This window comes from Paenibacillus sp. RU5M (assembly GCF_900221055.1).
GTDB classification, from domain to species: Bacteria; Bacillota; Bacilli; order Paenibacillales; family Paenibacillaceae; genus Paenibacillus; species Paenibacillus marchantiae.
The window spans coordinates 57,893-73,391 of the sequence record NZ_OBQM01000006.1 but is presented as its reverse complement, the minus strand read 5'-3'; the positions used below and the strand labels follow the sequence as shown (position 1 = coordinate 73,391).

At 45.5% G+C, this 15,499-nt stretch carries 15 protein-coding genes; 11 read left to right on the top strand and 4 right to left on the bottom strand.

Annotated elements, in window-relative coordinates; translation table 11 throughout:
* Nucleotides 1-56: 56 nt before the first annotated feature.
* A complete protein-coding gene (locus tag CRO25_RS18365) occupies nt 57-683 on the bottom strand; it encodes an FMN-dependent NADH-azoreductase (RefSeq protein ID WP_063563896.1) in 627 nt (208 codons plus the stop codon).
* Nucleotides 684-867: 184 nt separating this feature from the next.
* Here CRO25_RS18365 and CRO25_RS18360 point away from each other — a divergent pair, with 184 nt between their 5' ends.
* The 6 genes from CRO25_RS18360 to CRO25_RS18335 all read left to right on the top strand — a co-directional run bounded on the left by CRO25_RS18360 (nt 868) and on the right by CRO25_RS18335 (nt 7,782).
* Nucleotides 868-1,806: a sugar-binding transcriptional regulator gene (locus CRO25_RS18360; RefSeq protein ID WP_063563981.1), complete on the top strand. Its 939-nt coding sequence runs from the start codon at nt 868-870 to the stop codon at nt 1,804-1,806.
* Nucleotides 1,807-2,059: 253 nt separating this feature from the next.
* A complete protein-coding gene (gene deoC, locus CRO25_RS18355; protein ID WP_063563980.1) occupies nt 2,060-2,710 on the top strand; it encodes a deoxyribose-phosphate aldolase in 651 nt (216 codons plus the stop codon).
* 273 nt (nt 2,711-2,983) lie between these two features.
* Nucleotides 2,984-4,174: a NupC/NupG family nucleoside CNT transporter gene (locus CRO25_RS18350; RefSeq protein WP_053780590.1), complete on the top strand. Its 1,191-nt coding sequence runs from the start codon at nt 2,984-2,986 to the stop codon at nt 4,172-4,174.
* 31 nt (nt 4,175-4,205) lie between these two features.
* The gene (deoB, locus tag CRO25_RS18345) at nt 4,206-5,384 is read left to right on the top strand and encodes a phosphopentomutase (protein WP_063563895.1); all 1,179 of its coding nucleotides are present in this window, start codon (nt 4,206-4,208) and stop codon (nt 5,382-5,384) included.
* Between the two features lie 146 nt (nt 5,385-5,530).
* On the top strand, nt 5,531-6,238 hold the full coding sequence (gene deoD / locus CRO25_RS18340; RefSeq protein WP_076288673.1) for a purine-nucleoside phosphorylase: 708 nt from the start codon (nt 5,531-5,533) through the stop codon (nt 6,236-6,238).
* Nucleotides 6,239-6,480: 242 nt separating this feature from the next.
* Nucleotides 6,481-7,782, top strand: a complete 1,302-nt coding sequence (locus tag CRO25_RS18335) for a pyrimidine-nucleoside phosphorylase (protein WP_064638097.1) — start codon at nt 6,481-6,483, stop codon at nt 7,780-7,782.
* Nucleotides 7,783-7,866: 84 nt separating this feature from the next.
* On the opposite strand, the gene CRO25_RS18330 is transcribed toward CRO25_RS18335, so the two are convergent.
* A complete protein-coding gene (locus CRO25_RS18330; RefSeq protein WP_079696158.1) occupies nt 7,867-8,850 on the bottom strand; it encodes a TIGR03943 family protein in 984 nt (327 codons plus the stop codon).
* Between the two features lie 40 nt (nt 8,851-8,890).
* The gene (locus CRO25_RS18325; RefSeq protein ID WP_079695966.1) at nt 8,891-9,925 is read right to left on the bottom strand and encodes a permease; all 1,035 of its coding nucleotides are present in this window, start codon (nt 9,923-9,925) and stop codon (nt 8,891-8,893) included.
* 281 nt (nt 9,926-10,206) lie between these two features.
* On the opposite strand from CRO25_RS18325, the gene CRO25_RS18320 reads away from it, so the two are divergent.
* On the top strand, nt 10,207-11,409 hold the full coding sequence (locus tag CRO25_RS18320; protein WP_079695965.1) for a GTP-binding protein: 1,203 nt from the start codon (nt 10,207-10,209) through the stop codon (nt 11,407-11,409).
* A gap of 70 nt (nt 11,410-11,479) precedes the next feature.
* On the opposite strand, the gene CRO25_RS18315 is transcribed toward CRO25_RS18320, so the two are convergent.
* The gene (locus tag CRO25_RS18315; protein ID WP_072732938.1) at nt 11,480-12,328 is read right to left on the bottom strand and encodes a stalk domain-containing protein; all 849 of its coding nucleotides are present in this window, start codon (nt 12,326-12,328) and stop codon (nt 11,480-11,482) included.
* A gap of 173 nt (nt 12,329-12,501) precedes the next feature.
* Here CRO25_RS18315 and rpmG point away from each other — a divergent pair, with 173 nt between their 5' ends.
* Genes rpmG through CRO25_RS18295 form a run of 4 tightly spaced genes read left to right on the top strand, consistent with a single transcriptional unit; the run spans nt 12,502 to nt 15,314 of the window.
* Nucleotides 12,502-12,651: a 50S ribosomal protein L33 gene (gene rpmG / locus CRO25_RS18310; RefSeq protein ID WP_024631975.1), complete on the top strand. Its 150-nt coding sequence runs from the start codon at nt 12,502-12,504 to the stop codon at nt 12,649-12,651.
* Nucleotides 12,652-12,701: 50 nt separating this feature from the next.
* Nucleotides 12,702-13,409 carry a metal ABC transporter ATP-binding protein gene (locus CRO25_RS18305; RefSeq protein WP_079695964.1) on the top strand — a complete coding sequence of 236 codons (708 nt, stop codon included), beginning with the start codon at nt 12,702-12,704 and terminating at the stop codon, nt 13,407-13,409.
* The gene (locus CRO25_RS18300) at nt 13,355-14,248 is read left to right on the top strand and encodes a metal ABC transporter permease (RefSeq protein ID WP_079695963.1); all 894 of its coding nucleotides are present in this window, start codon (nt 13,355-13,357) and stop codon (nt 14,246-14,248) included. The genes CRO25_RS18305 and CRO25_RS18300 overlap by 55 nt, the downstream gene beginning before the upstream one ends.
* A complete protein-coding gene (locus CRO25_RS18295) occupies nt 14,235-15,314 on the top strand; it encodes a metal ABC transporter substrate-binding protein (protein ID WP_079695962.1) in 1,080 nt (359 codons plus the stop codon). Before CRO25_RS18300 ends, CRO25_RS18295 begins: the two co-directional genes overlap by 14 nt.
* Nucleotides 15,315-15,499: the final 185 nt, after the last annotated feature.

The following is a 15,499-nucleotide window of genomic DNA, read 5'->3' as shown; positions in this document are numbered from 1 at the left end:
AATTCATGGGTTGGCATGCGGGTTTTGTGTTTGTTGCTGTATTTGTTTAGTAAGGGTTAAAACTGTTTAGCGAGTGTACGTGCCTCTTCAATGGCTTGCTGTTTGATCTCATCTGCCCGTTCCTTATATTGGTTATGTCCTTCCACAAAAATGCCTTCAAGCTTCGGAACACCCAGGAAAGACATGATAATGCTCAGGTAACGATGACCAGATTCCATCTGAGCCGCAGGCCCTTCGGAATAAATGCCGCCACGAGCCTGAATATGCAGTGCCTTTTTGTTGGAAAGCAATCCAACCGGGCCTTGTTCCGTATAACGGAACGTTTTACCAGCCACGCAGATGGAGTCGATATAAGCCTTCATAATTGGAGGAAAAGAGAAGTTCCACATCGGTGTCACAAAAACATATTTGTCAGCAGAGGCGAATTGATCCGATAATTCATTCAAACGTTGAACCTTAGCCTTTTCTTCAGAAGTCAATTCGCTGCCGGATTGAAGTTTCCCCCAACCACTGAATACATCTGCATCAATATGAGGAATATCCGAGCGATACAAATCCAGATGAATAACCTCATCCGAGGAATGGCTTTCACGATATGCATCCACAAACGCTTTACCTGCAGCCATGCTGAAGGAAGTTTCATGATCATGAGGATGGGCAGTAATATACAATAATGTAGACATTCGGTTCTTCCTCTCTATGATGTTTTTTGCCAAAAAGGGCCGACATTAATAAGCGACCGATGTAGTATGCATCGTTTATAACGTTTTATACCTGGATAGTGACCTGGTACTCAATCATGTATAATACAATGGTGTAAGGTGAATCGAACGATAATAGGAATGAGTGAGATGAGCGCATATGGGAATGGATCTGGAGAAGCAACGATTAAGCATTGAAGCAGCGAAATTGTATTATCAGTCGGATTACAGCCAGCAGGATATTGCGGTCAGGCTGGGCGTGTCACGTCCAACGGTATCTCGGTTACTTCAGTATGCGAAAGATCGCGGTTACGTTCGCATTGAAATTATGGACCCGCTGGAGGATATCGACATTATCGCCGGGGAACTCAAGGCCAAGTATAATCTGGATACTGCGCTTGTATGTTTTGCCCCGTTGAAGAGTGATGAAGAAATTTTGAAACATATTAGCAAAAGAGCAGCAGATTACTTACAAGATACGGTGCAAGATGCGGACATTATTGGGGTAACCTGGGGGACAACCATGAACGCCGTAGCCCGTCAGCTTCGTCCCAAGCAAGTCAAAGGCGTGGAAGTGGTTCAACTTAAGGGAGGCGTAAGTCATTCCCACGTGAATACGTATGCGGCAGAAATTGTTCATTTATTTGCGGAAGCTTTCCATACGGTTCCCCGATATTTGCCTTTGCCCGTGATCTTCGATAACATTGAAGTCAAAAAAATGGTAGAAGCAGACCGACATATTGGCAGGATCGTGGAGCTTGGCCGACAGGCGAATATTGCCATGTTTACCGTAGGTACAGTGAAGGAAGATGCACTTTTGTTCAGACTGGGGTACTTTAATGATGAAGAACAGCAATTGCTGATGCATTCAGGTGCAGGTGACATTTGTTCACGTTTTTTTGACGCCGAGGGCCGCTTGATCAGTGATGAGATTAACAACAGAACCGTCGGAATTGACCTGGCCGAGCTGCGAAATAAGGAAAAATCGATTCTCGTGGCCGGGGGAAAACGTAAAATAGAAGCCATTCATGCTGCGCTCAAAGGTCATTACGCCAACATTTTGGTAACAGATCAATACACAGCTCAGGCTTTGCTCCGATTATAATTCAATGGATGACAACATCTGCCACGCGACATGGGCGGATGTTTTGCTTTCTTAGACAGAAGCTATACTGTACGATTTCATCTTGGTGAGGGAAGCCTTTTGTTTAATGAAGTTTCCATGGAATGTGTTAAGATTTCAATGATGAACAAAAGTTCATATTGATTTTTACATATGTTCATGTTAGGGTAGGGATATAGAAAATAACTAGTTCAGATAAGGGGAGATTTAATTGACTACACCACAATTAGCCAAAATGATAGATCATACCTTGCTTCGTGCAGATGCAACACAAAGTGAAATGGCCAAATTGACCGAAGAAGCGAAACAATATCAATTTGCTTCTGTATGTGTTAACCCAGGCTGGGTTGCTTATGCTGCTGAACAGCTTCAAGGTACTGGCGTAGATATTTGTACCGTTATTGGTTTCCCTCTGGGAGCTTCCACTTCCGAGACCAAAGCATTCGAAACTAAAGACGCGATTGCTAAAGGTGCTACTGAGGTGGATATGGTCATCAACATTAGTGCTTTGAAAGATGGTAAAGATGACGTTGTTGAACAGGATATCCGTGCAGTTGTTGAAGCAGCAGCGGGTAAAGCTTTGGTGAAAGTCATTATCGAAACTTGTCTGTTGACGGATGAAGAGAAAGTACGTGCATGTCAGGCAGCAGTAAAAGCTGGAGCTGATTTTGTCAAAACGTCCACAGGTTTCTCTACGGGTGGAGCAACACCAGAAGACATCGCTTTGATGCGTCGTACCGTAGGTCCAGATGTAGGCGTTAAAGCTTCCGGCGGTGTGCGTAGTCTGGAAGACATGCAAAAAATGATCGATGCAGGAGCAACTCGGATTGGCGCAAGTTCCGGTGTGAAAATCATGCAAGGCGAACAATCTACATCTAATTATTAAATCGTGAGTAACTTAGCTCGATAAATTCCACTAGATGGAATGCTTGGATGCTTTAAAAGGGTTTAACTTGTTCTTCATATCTATAAATGGATGTGGAGAACAAGTTTTAAAGCTGATCCAAATTTTCTATATTTTTAATTAAAACAGAATTATAAAAAACCGAATTTATTGTAAGCGCTTCAACCGTTTTCTGAAAGGTTAATTCATCACATATATGGGAAACCTTTGAGCTGAATGATCATCCGGCTTAACTACCTTCAAAGGAGAGATAGAATGAAATTCCTAATTGCCCTTCTTGGTATACTTGTTGTCTTTGGACTAGCTTATCTGGTCAGCAACGGTAAGAAGAAGATCCGATATCGTCCACTAATTATCATGATTGTTTTGCAAGTTATATTGGGATACGCATTGTTGAACACAGAAATCGGTACGTTTTTGATTGGCGGTTTCGCGACTGTATTTGAAAGTTTGCTTGGCTATGCAAATGACGGTATCTCATTTGTATTCGGTGGCTTGACTACCGTTGGTGCAGACAGTGGGGGCGCGCCGTTCTTCCTCAGTGTATTGATGCCGATCGTCGTCATCTCAGCGCTCATTGGGATATTGCAGTATATCCGAATCTTACCTTTTGTTATAAAATATATTGGTCTGGTATTAAGCAAAGTCAACGGAATGGGCAAACTGGAATCATATAACGCGGTTGCTTCGGCTGTATTGGGGCAATCTGAAGTGTTCATTTCTGTGAAAAAACAAATTGGGTTGCTGCCGAAACATCGGCTGTACACCTTGTGTGCCTCGGCGATGTCCACGGTATCGATGTCGATTGTCGGTGCCTATATGTCCATGATTGATCCGAAATATGTGGTTACGGCACTTGTGCTGAATCTGTTTGGCGGTTTTATCATTGCTTCCATCGTGAATCCTTATGAGGTTTCCGAGGAAGAAGATATATTGGAAGTACAGGAAGAGGAAAAACAATCCTTCTTCGAAATGTTGGGCGAGTACATTTTGGATGGTTTCAAAGTTGCCATCGTCGTAGCAGCAATGTTAATCGGTTTTGTTGCTTTGATCGCACTGGTTAACGGGATCTTCAGTGCAGTGCTCGGCATTTCGTTCCAGGAACTGCTTGGTTATGTGTTTGCACCATTTGCCTTCATTATGGGTGTTCCGTGGAAAGAAGCGATTCAAGCGGGAAGTATTATGGCTACCAAAATGGTATCCAACGAATTCGTTGCCATGCTTGATCTGACCAAACAGACTACATTGTCTGCCAGAACAACAGGTATCGTATCCGTCTTCCTCGTATCGTTCGCCAACTTCTCCTCGATCGGTATTATTGCCGGTGCGGTGAAGGGACTTCATGAGAAACAAGGTAATGTGGTGGCCCGCTTCGGTCTGAAACTGCTTTACGGTGCATCGCTTGTCAGCGTGCTGTCTGCGATCATCGCCGGACTGTTCTTGTAAAAGCCGGATTATTGGAAGGAGTGCTTAAGTTATGTCAACATTCAAAAGAGTACATCTGATCGTTATGGATTCAGTGGGAATTGGTGAAGCGCCGGATGCAGCGGAATTCGATGATTTCGATGTCGACACCTTTGGTCACATTGCACGTGAACGCGGAGGATTGAAGATGCCGCATATGGCCAGTCTTGGACTGTCCAATATTAAGGACATTGAAGGTGTGCCTGTAGCGGATGCACCAAAAGCCTTTTACACCAAGATGCAGGAAGCATCCAGAGGAAAAGACACCATGACGGGTCACTGGGAACTGATGGGTCTTTACATTGATACCCCATTCCGCGTGTTCGCAGACGGATTCCCGGATGAGTTGATTCAACGCATTGAGGAAAAAACAGGCCGTAAAGTGATCGGTAACAAACCGGCCAGCGGCACGGAAATTCTGGATGAGCTGGGTGCAGAGCATGTTGAAACTGGCGCGCTCATCGTATACACATCCGCGGATTCGGTTTTGCAAATTGCAGCCCATGAGGATGTTGTTCCACTGAAAGAACTGTATGAAATCTGTGAGTTCTGCCGTGAAATTACACTTGAAGATCCGTATATGCTGGGCCGCATTATTGCACGTCCATTTGTAGGTGAAGCGGGTGACTGGAAGCGTACAGCTAACCGTCATGATTACGCGCTCAAACCTTTTGGCCGTACCGTGATGAATGAACTTAAAGATGGTGGATTTGACGTGATCGCTTTGGGTAAAATCGCAGATATCTACGATGGCGAAGGTGTAACCAAGTCTGTACGTACCGTCTCCAACATGGATGGCATGGACAAACTGTCCGAAACGATGGATGAGGCGTTCACTGGACTCAGCTTCCTGAACCTGGTTGACTTCGATGCCCTGTTCGGTCACCGTCGTGATCCACAAGGTTATGCTCAAGCACTTGAAGAGTATGATGCTCGTCTGCCAGAGATCTTCAGCAAAATGACAGACGATGATCTGCTGCTCATCACAGCTGACCATGGTAATGACCCAACCTACCGCGGAACGGACCATACACGTGAGTATGTGCCACTGCTTGTGTACTCTCCACGCTTCAGTGGGGGCAAAAAGCTTGAACTGCGCAGTACGTTTGCGGATGTTGGAGCAACTGTAGCTGAGAACTTCGGAGTGAAACTGCCTGAATATGGCACAAGCTTCCTGAAGGATTTGAAATAGTCAACATTTTTATCTTTAACTGAACTTGGGGAAAGCTGTTATTTTCTTGAAACATAAAGTTGGACAGGATAACCACGGGGACACCTTCGGCTGTTCCGGTTCCTGGCCTTCATTCAATCATATGGATAACTGGAGGAGATTTAATCATGAGTACACATATTGGAGCTAAACCCGGAGATATCGCAGAAACAATCCTTTTGCCAGGAGATCCATTGCGTGCAAAATTTATTGCAGATACGTACCTTGAAGATGTCGTTTGTTACAACGAAGTTCGAGGAATGCTCGGATTCACGGGTACATATCAAGGACACCGTATCTCGGTGCAAGGCTCGGGCATGGGGATTCCATCGTTCAGCATCTATGCTAACGAACTGATCAGCGAATACGGTGTAAAAAACCTGATTCGTGTCGGAACTTGCGGAGGTATGCAAGAACATGTACGTGTTCGTGATGTTATCCTTGCTCAAGCTTCATGTACCGATTCCAGCATGAACAAGCTCGTATTTGGTGGATATGACTTCTCCCCCATCGCGTCGTTCTCACTGCTGAAAGAAGCCTATGACCGCGCAACTGCCAAAGGCATGAAAATTCACGTCGGTAACGTATTCAGCTCGGATTCCTTCTATCGTGACGATCGTTCCGTGACTGAGAAATTGATGCAGCACGGCGTACTGGGCGTTGAGATGGAAACAACTGCACTGTACACACTCGCAGCCAAATTTGGCGTAAACGCACTCACGATCCTGACTGTAAGTGACCACTTGCTGACAGGTGAAGAGACTTCCGCCGAAGAGCGCCAAAAAACGTTCAACGACATGATGGTCGTAGCACTGGAAACAGCAATTACGCTGTAAAAATCACTTAATTTATCAGTATCAATTGATTTTAATCGAAACTTTTGTTCCACGAGCGTAGTGGAGGAATCGGAATCGATTCTGTAGAAGCGAAGCGTTCGCCTTTGTCTCCAGGTTTTCTCCATTACAAAATGGATAAAAAAAACTTGGAGACAACAGCGATCGAAAGAACGATCCGGGTCCGTAACGGACTAACAACAAAGTGTTCTATACAAATCACCCACAACGAAGGAGAGATCATCATGAGAATGGTAGACATTATTGCTAAGAAACGCGACGGAAAAGAACTGACAACAGCTGAGATTGATTTTGTTGTTCAAGGATACACACAAGGCGAAATCCCTGATTATCAAGTCAGCGCTTGGGCGATGGCTGTATTCTTCAAGGATATGACTGATAAGGAACGCGCAGATTTGACCATGTCCATGGTGAACTCGGGCGAGACCATTGATCTGTCCGCAATCGAAGGTATCAAGGTAGACAAGCACTCCACAGGAGGTGTTGGCGATACTACAACGCTGGTACTGGCACCGCTTGTTGCTGCTCTGGATGTTCCAGTTGCCAAAATGTCCGGACGTGGATTGGGTCACACTGGTGGTACAACGGACAAACTGGAATCTGTTGCAGGTTTCCACGTCGAGTTGGAGAAAGAAGAGTTCATCCGCCTCGTTAACGAACATAAAGTAGCCGTTATCGGGCAAAGTGGCAACCTCACGCCGGCAGACAAAAAGCTCTATGCATTGCGTGACGTTACAGCTACCGTTAACTCCATCCCACTGATCGCAAGCTCCATCATGAGTAAGAAAATTGCAGCAGGTGCCGATGCGATCGTATTAGATGTCAAAACGGGTGCTGGTGCATTCATGAAGACAACAGAAGATGCGAAAGAACTGGCACATGCCATGGTAAGCATCGGTAACAATGTAGGACGTAAAACAATGGCTGTCATTTCCGATATGTCCCAACCACTGGGCCTCGCTATCGGTAACGCGCTTGAAGTGAAAGAAGCCATTCTTACGCTGCAAGGTAAAGGACCGAAGGATCTGGAAGAACTCTGTCTGGCGCTTGGACGTCAAATGGTATTCCTTGCTGGTAAAGCAGACTCCCTGGAGCATGCTGAGGAGAAATTGAAAGAAGTGATCCAGAACGGTAAAGCGCTGGAGAAATTCAAGGACTTCCTGGCAAATCAAGGTGGAGACGCTTCAGTTGTAGATCACCCAGATCGCTTGCCACAAGCGAAATATCTGGTTGAAGTACCAGCGGATAAAGACGGATATGTAGCTGGTATCGTCGCTGATGAAATCGGAACTGCAGCAATGCTGCTCGGCGCAGGCCGTGCAACAAAAGAATCCGAGATCGATCTTGCTGTGGGCTTGATGCTCAACAAAAAAGTGGGTGACCAGGTTAAAGCTGGTGAATCACTCGTAACCATCCATGCGAATCGTGAAGACGTAGCAGACGTAATCGCGAAGATCAAAGAGAACATTACTATTGCAGATCATGCGGATGCTCCTGTATTGGTGCATGATATCGTAACTGAATAATATATCAGGTATACAAGGTTAACCTGATGCCGGAATAAAATTTAAAGCCCCGAAGTTATGCATTCCATAGCTTCGGGGCTTTTCTTATTTATTTTGCAATTCATCATACGTCACAACTGAATCTGCACTGGTATAAATGTATGGGGTAGATGGCTGATCGACCGGAGTTACCTTCGTCGCCCGAATCTCAATGGTGTCCTCACCATTCACTTGAGCAGAACCAATGGTGCCATCGATTTGTACCCAGCTGTCTGTAGGATAGCTGTCTGCATTCGGGACATGAATCATCACACCAAAGGGTGCCGCGTCTGCTGGGCAGCACATCACGAGAAATCGCCCTAATGCAAAATGAGATTCATGCTCCATACTTTTGTCTCGATATACAAACCCGGTAAGGCTGATAGCCTTGCCTGCAAATTGTCGTTGGAACATATCGATCGAACCTAATGTCTCGGAGAAAATTTCAGGATATATCTTTATGACTGATTCCGCATATAACTTCTCTGCCAGTTCGGCAAATTCACGACTGTACTCATCCGGGGGAACGAATTGTACTTTCGTGGCAGGCACAGATGATTCAACATTTGCAGTTTTTTTGGATAGATCTTTAATGTCCAGTTCTACTGTATCAGATAAGGGTTCTTTTCGCCGAATTTCCGGAGGTCCATAGGTTAGGGACATGCCTTTTTGACTGGCCATAGAACTGCCTAGTGCCTGATCCGGCAAAAGAAAACCAAGTACTAATGGAATGGCAATCAATCCATACATCAGCGAGCTGCGTCCCCATCCTGAAGGAGGCGGATGCTCACAGTCGCAATGGAGCTGGCTATTACCGAATAGTCCGTGCCAGGCCATGATGGCGGCAATGAACAAAAAGGGAACAGGGCAGCAGAGTAGCAATCGCTGCATCGTCGGCGCCAAGTAATAATGAAGAGAATCCGTTGTATTCAAATGAATGATGTATAAGGCGAGCCCGCCGATCCACAGCGCACGAATCAGGTTATGCCACTGGATAGGGTGAGATTTGGTAACCGGAGCTTTGGTCACTGTATAACCAGGATGGTTCATGTAATCACCTCTTTTGATCAGATAATACATTCATACATGCTCATGCCAAAAGGTTAATCAACCACGATCCCGCGAAAACCAACGCAATAATCACCAGGCTCAAGCCAAGAACAAACCGGGTGCGGAAGGTGGAGAGCAGCATCAATGTGCTTTTGAAATCAAGCATTGGACCGAGAACGAGAAAGGATAATAGCGGCCCTAACGCAAACGTGTGAGAGAAGGCTGAGGCTACGAACGCATCGGATGTCGAACAGAGAGACAATACATACGCAAAACCCATCATGAAGGCATAGGAGGCAACAGGCCCGTTACCCAGAGAAATGAGATCACTGCGGCTGATAAAGGTTTGAATGCAGGCTGTTATTAGAGCACCAATCACCAAATATTTGCTCATATCAACAAATTCGTCACCCGCATGGATGAAAAAGCTGCGCCAGTTTTTATCGTGCACGTGATCATGATCGGTAGAATGGGAATGAGGCTGTGCCATTTTAAATCCGGGATGTGTCTTGACCTCCGTCACTGTAGCCTTCGGTTTACGCAATGGATTCTGGCGGACGAACATATACACCAGACCACCGATCGCAGCTGCTACAGCAAAGGCCAGTCCCATACGGGCGATCGTAATTTCGGGATGGGAAGGAAAAGCGAGCAGGGTCGCGGTAAAGACAATTGGATTTACTACAGGGCCGCTAAGAATAAAGGTCACCGCGATATAGGGGGGCATGCCTTTATGCATCAACCGTCGCACGACCGGAATCATGCCACATTCGCAGATGGGGAAAACGATTCCCAGCAGACCCGCTACCAGCACACCTCCGACGGGGTTCTTAGGCGTTAGTTTGCGAATCATTTCCTCAGATACAAACCATTGCATTAGCGAAGATAACAGCACCCCTATGAGCAGAAAGGGAGCGGCTTCGAGGAAAATGCTGATGAATACTGTTTTCATATTTTGTAAGGCTTCGCTGTTCCATGCTCCTTTCAGATTGGGAGCCATCGTGATCAACACGGGAACAAGAAATGCACAGGGAATCAGGAATGACAGGAGCTTAAGATTGGCTGCCATTTTCATGGGATAAACCTCCAGAACCGGAACTTTGGTAAAATATATGCTTGTACCGTCCCCATCATACTCGTTCGCAGTAATTAATCAACATTTTTACGATTTACATATCTGGACCTTAAAAACTTCTAATGTTGACAAAAGAAACGATGTTCAGTTATAGTTTGTTTTATTAATCGTAATAATTACTATTAATTAATGATTATTTTTCAGCCCATCGGTAGAGTGTAAGCTACATAGCATTCCGATTTTTTTAGTTTTAAGAGGATAAATGGAAGGGAGTAATTAAAATGACAGAACAACAACAAGTACTACCCCGAGTTCCGGTGACGGTTTTAAGTGGATATCTGGGCGCAGGCAAAACGACATTACTTAACCATGTGCTTCATAATCGAGAGGGTATGCGAGTCGCTGTCATTGTGAATGACCTGAGTGAAGTTAATATTGACGCTGGTTTGATCCGGGATGGTGGTGGATTGTCACGTATTGATGAGAAGCTGGTGGAGATGTCCAATGGCTGCATCTGCTGCACGCTGCGTGAGGATTTGCTAAAAGAGGTGGAGCGGCTTGCGCTGGATGGTTCTTTTGACTATATATTGATTGAATCGACAGGTATTGGTGAGCCAGTCCCCGTTGCCCAGACATTTACGTATATTGATGAAGAGCTGGGGATCGATTTAACGAAATTTACGCGGCTCGATACGATGGTGACAGTAGTGGATGCTGCCCAGTTCTGGCGCGACTTCTATTCCAAAGAAACGTTGAAGGATCGGGGCCAGGAAGCCGGAGAGGACGATGTACGAGGGATCGTTCATCTGCTGACGGATCAGGTTGAATTCTGTGATGTGCTGATTTTGAACAAGTGTGATCTGGTATCGGAAGATGAATTACTCAAACTTGAGAAAGCACTACACGCGATGCAGCCGGAAGCCCGACTTATTCGCACCACACATGGACAGATTGACCCGAGGGAGATATTGAATACCGGACGGTTTGATTTTGAAAAAGCAAGCCAGTCTGCGGGTTGGATCCGCGAATTAATGAAGGAAGAACACACACCCGAGACAGAGGAGTATGGCATTCACTCATTTGTGTACCATCGGAAACGTCCGTTTCATCCGGAGCGTTTGCTTCGCTGGATTGCGAAATGGCCCGAGACCATTGTACGTTCCAAAGGTTTAATGTGGCTGGCTACACGTAACCATATGGCGGTATCGTTCAGTCATGCGGGAACATCCAAGCAGTTGGGACCAGCAGGGTTGTGGGTAGGCGCGATGAGTGACGAAGAGCGACAAATGCATTTTGGTGATACTCTTCCGCCGATTCCGGATTGGGATGAGCAGTGGGGCGATCGGGTTACGAAACTGGTGTTCATCGGGATAGACATGGACCGACTGGAGATCGAACGGACGTTAGATGAGACACTCCTAACCGAAGAAGAGATGCTGATGAACTGGCGAGAACTGAAAGATCCATTTCCAGCATGGAGTTGAAGTGAAAAGAAAAAGATCTTCAAGTTCAATGGTGCACCTGAAGATCAATGATTGTATTGGATTAAGGATTTTAGCTAAAGTACAAATCGCCAAGATAAAAATCGCCGTTGCCGCTTTTTTGCGGACTAAACACAAAGGAAAGATATACTCCAAAAGAACCCGTCCACCCTTGTGGATAATAAATGGCTTTGTAACTTTGACTTATTTTGGTTTTGTCATTCATTGAAATCACTTTAAAATCAGCTGATTTGATGTTAATCAATTGATCTGCATATTTGGTCAGTGTTTTTTTATCATTTGCTTCAATGAGACCTTTAACTTTAGTCTTGAATTTATCTTTTTGATACTGCTTGCCTCGATCAAAAAAGTCAATCTCGGCATTTTCAATGACTTTGTCATCTATGTATTTATCAAACTCACTAGTACTGCCCGTTTTAAGTGCTTTACCATACATTTTAATCAGTGTTAGAGATTCTTTTTGCAATTTGGCTATCATCTGAGCATCAGTTCCAGTCATCTTGATTGAGCCTGAAGTGCTCGAACTACTTGTTTTACTTGAATCTTCAGAACCTTTAGTACCTGTACTGCTGTTATTATTACTTGAACTACTAGACTTACCGCTACCTGAATTAGTAATACTTACAACTTTGTTGCTAACATTCAGAGATACGTTGGCTCCCAATGCTTCTGCTGTGGTACTTACAGGCAAGTAAACATCACCGTCATAAACCAATGCATTCAGTTTGTCTCCAGCTTCATTCTTGGGTGTCCAAGACAAACCGTTTACTTTAAAGCTAATGTTGCTGTCGAGTGCTGCTTCAATATCCTGAATTCCGTTTGAAGCTGCCACACCCAGGGCACCGAATGCCAAACTGCATGCTACCAATGACCCAATAAAAGTTGATTTTTTGATCTTCATCTAGTTCCTCCGTAGGTAAATTATAATGATACCAAAGCAGTATATCATATGAAATTGTGATGTGCATACAAAATTTTACTTTAGTAGGTGAAGGGTTGACAAACATAAAAGCATGGACTAAACTCATTAAATAGTAATTATTACGATTAAATAGATCAAAGGAGGCCATATCCATGAGAGTCATTGTAACCTTAGCCTGCACCGAGTGCGGAGATCGCAACTATACAACAACCAAGAACAAGCGTAACCATCCGGAACGGATCGAATTGAAGAAGTATTCACCACGATTAAAGAAAATGACCATTCACCGGGAAACAAGATAATTTTTTTTTGTCGTTTTTAAATCGTAATATTTACGAAAAGAGGAAAAGCCATGATTCTATCTTCCATGCGTGATGTGGTATTCGGATACGGCAAAGAGCCAGTCATTGACCAACTGTCGCTGGATATCCATGTGGGGGAGTTTGTCGGCATTACAGGACCGAATGGTTCTGCGAAGACAACCATGCTGAAATTGCTGCTGGGGCTGTTACAGCCCTGGAGCGGCACGGTACATATGAATGTGCAGTCCGTACGTGGCAGTAAGTTGAACATCGGATATGTACCTCAACAGGTAGCATCATTCAACAGTGGATTTCCCAGTACGGTGATCGAACTGGTGCGATCCGGATGTTACCGCAAACTCGGCTTGTTCCGCAGATTCACATCCGAGCAGGAAGCCATTGTGGAACGCAGCTTGCGGGAAGTCGGCATGTGGGAATATCGCAACGCCCGGGTTGGAGAACTATCTGGTGGACAAAAGCAGCGAATCTGCATTGCCAGAGCCTTGGCAGGCCAGCCGCAGGTACTCGTGCTGGATGAGCCGACTACAGGCATGGATCGGCGCAGCCGTGAAGGGTTCTATGATCTGATGCGCCATTATGCAGACGTTCATGGACTGACCATTATTATGGTCACCCACGGATTAGAAGAGATGGGCAACCGGTTGGACCGGACGATTACTCTTGAGCGGCAAGAAAGTGAGGAATGGCAGTGTTTGAATACGAATTCATGCAGCGTGCTTTCTGGGCAGGCGGACTGATCGGAGTCATTGCTCCAATTTTAGGAGTCTATCTGATGCTGCGACGGCAGGTGCTAATGGCGGATACGTTGTCCCATGTTTCATTGGCAGGGGTTGCCCTGGGTTCTGTGATGAACCTAGATCCGGTGATCTGTGGATTTGCGATTGCGATTATCGGCGCATTGCTGGTGGAACAACTCCGGCGAAATTACCTGACATATAGCGAGGTGCCTGTAGCGATCATTATGACGTCGGGTCTGGCCCTTGCTGTGGTGCTCATGAGTCTGAAAACCAATCTGTCCAAGACATTCAGCTCTTACCTGTTCGGTTCCATCGTTGCCGTTAGTGATATGCAGTTATGGATTATGGCGGCTGTGTGCGTCATCGGACTGATTTTTTTCATCGTGCTCAGAAGGCCACTGTACAATTTGACGTTTGATGAAGAGACAGCTTCCATTGGAGGCATTCAGGTTAAAGGTTTATCCTTTGCATTTGCCATTCTGACAGGAATGACCGTTGCTTCAGCCATGCCGATTGTCGGCGTATTGCTTGTGTCTGCTTTAATTGTACTGCCCGCTGCCCTGGCACTGAGATTGTCACGCAGCTTTGCGGCAGCGATCCTTATTGCTGTCGTCACTGGATTAATTGGTATTTTTAGCGGACTAACAACCTCTTACCATCTAAACACACCACCGGGAGGAACGATTGCTCTCATCCTGTTGGTCTTTCTATTGATTGGTATATCAGCACAAAAGCTGATTGGACGATATAACCGTAAACGTCATCGTAAAGAGAGAAAACAACAACGTGCAACTCTATTCATACATTCAAGGGAGAATACGCCACATGAAATTCAATAAAAAATCAGCTCTTGCACTATTATTCAGTCTTACACTTATCGTAGCCGGTTGTGGACAAAATCAGTCCGCTTCCGATTCCAGTACCAGCTCGGCTAACACGCCAGCACCTGCAGAGACCGAAGAGGCCAAACTGAACGTTGAAGTCAGCTTTTATCCAATGTATGAATTCACCAAAAATGTAGCGGGTGATCTGGCTAATGTTCATACACTCGTTCCTGCGGGTATGGAGCCACATGATTGGGAGCCGACACCACAGGATATTGCGAGCATCGAAAAAGCGGATGTGCTTGTTTATAATGGGGCGGGAATGGAATCCTGGATCGATCAAGTTACGGATAGTCTGAGCAATGCCAAACTCATTCAAGTGGAAGCGAGTCATGGGATCGATCTGCTGGAAGGATCGGAAGAAGAGGAGCATGATCACGAACATGCCGATACAACCGACACGCATGACCATGCGGATGAAGCGACAACAGAGGAGCATAATCACGATCATGACGCCGAAGCAGAAGAAGGACATACACATGATCATGATCACGGTGGACTTGATCCCCACGTTTGGCTGTCACCTGCACTTGCCGTGAAGGAAGTACGAAATATCGAGGCTGGACTCGCACAGGCTGCGCCTGAACATACAGAGCAATTCAAGCAAAATGCCGATGCCTATGTTGCCAAACTGGAGGCACTGGATCAGGATTTCAAGGCAGCTGTAGCAGACAGCAAACGTAAAGATTTCATCACACAGCATGCTGCGTTCGGTTATCTTGCAAAGGAATACGGTCTGCAGCAAGTACCGATTGCCGGTCTGTCTCCTGAACAAGAGCCTTCCGCAGCGCAAATGGCATCCGTTATTGATTTTGCCAAGGAGCATCAGGTGAAGACGATTTTCTTTGAAACGTTGGTTTCATCCAAAGTGTCAGAGACTATCGCCAGTGAAGTAGGGGCCAAAACGGCAGTATTGAACCCGATTGAAGGGTTGACGGAAGAGGAAATTGCTACAGGAATGGATTACATCGGCGTAATGCGGCAGAATTTGGAGGCACTGAAACTGGCACTGAATGAATAGCGGTTTTGCTACTTTAACAAGTTGAATTTACGAAAAAAGAGAACCCATTTGATGCCCGTCATCGAAAAAGGTACAATAATACAACATGCTGAGGAATGGCACAGCCATTCCTTTGCCTTTGGCCACGCAGAGAGCACAGGGATGTGCTCTTTTCGTTGTTCAATGTGACGGAGATCATGCGGGGA

Bases quoted from the DNA above. Each gene is read 5' to 3' on its own strand.
- CRO25_RS18365 (WP_063563896.1), bottom strand. From the start codon at position 683: ATGTCTACATTATTGTATATTACTGCCCATCCTCATGATCATGAAACT.
- CRO25_RS18360 (WP_063563981.1), top strand. From the start codon at position 868: ATGGATCTGGAGAAGCAACGATTAAGCATTGAAGCAGCGAAATTGTAT.
- deoC (WP_063563980.1), top strand. From the start codon at position 2,060: ATGATAGATCATACCTTGCTTCGTGCAGATGCAACACAAAGTGAAATG.
- CRO25_RS18350 (WP_053780590.1), top strand. From the start codon at position 2,984: ATGAAATTCCTAATTGCCCTTCTTGGTATACTTGTTGTCTTTGGACTA.
- deoB (WP_063563895.1), top strand. From the start codon at position 4,206: ATGTCAACATTCAAAAGAGTACATCTGATCGTTATGGATTCAGTGGGA.
- deoD (WP_076288673.1), top strand. From the start codon at position 5,531: ATGAGTACACATATTGGAGCTAAACCCGGAGATATCGCAGAAACAATC.
- CRO25_RS18335 (WP_064638097.1), top strand. From the start codon at position 6,481: ATGAGAATGGTAGACATTATTGCTAAGAAACGCGACGGAAAAGAACTG.
- CRO25_RS18330 (WP_079696158.1), bottom strand. From the start codon at position 8,850: ATGAACCATCCTGGTTATACAGTGACCAAAGCTCCGGTTACCAAATCT.
- CRO25_RS18325 (WP_079695966.1), bottom strand. From the start codon at position 9,925: ATGAAAATGGCAGCCAATCTTAAGCTCCTGTCATTCCTGATTCCCTGT.
- CRO25_RS18320 (WP_079695965.1), top strand. From the start codon at position 10,207: ATGACAGAACAACAACAAGTACTACCCCGAGTTCCGGTGACGGTTTTA.
- CRO25_RS18315 (WP_072732938.1), bottom strand. From the start codon at position 12,328: ATGAAGATCAAAAAATCAACTTTTATTGGGTCATTGGTAGCATGCAGT.
- rpmG (WP_024631975.1), top strand. From the start codon at position 12,502: ATGAGAGTCATTGTAACCTTAGCCTGCACCGAGTGCGGAGATCGCAAC.
- CRO25_RS18305 (WP_079695964.1), top strand. From the start codon at position 12,702: ATGATTCTATCTTCCATGCGTGATGTGGTATTCGGATACGGCAAAGAG.
- CRO25_RS18300 (WP_079695963.1), top strand. From the start codon at position 13,355: ATGGCAGTGTTTGAATACGAATTCATGCAGCGTGCTTTCTGGGCAGGC.
- CRO25_RS18295 (WP_079695962.1), top strand. From the start codon at position 14,235: ATGAAATTCAATAAAAAATCAGCTCTTGCACTATTATTCAGTCTTACA.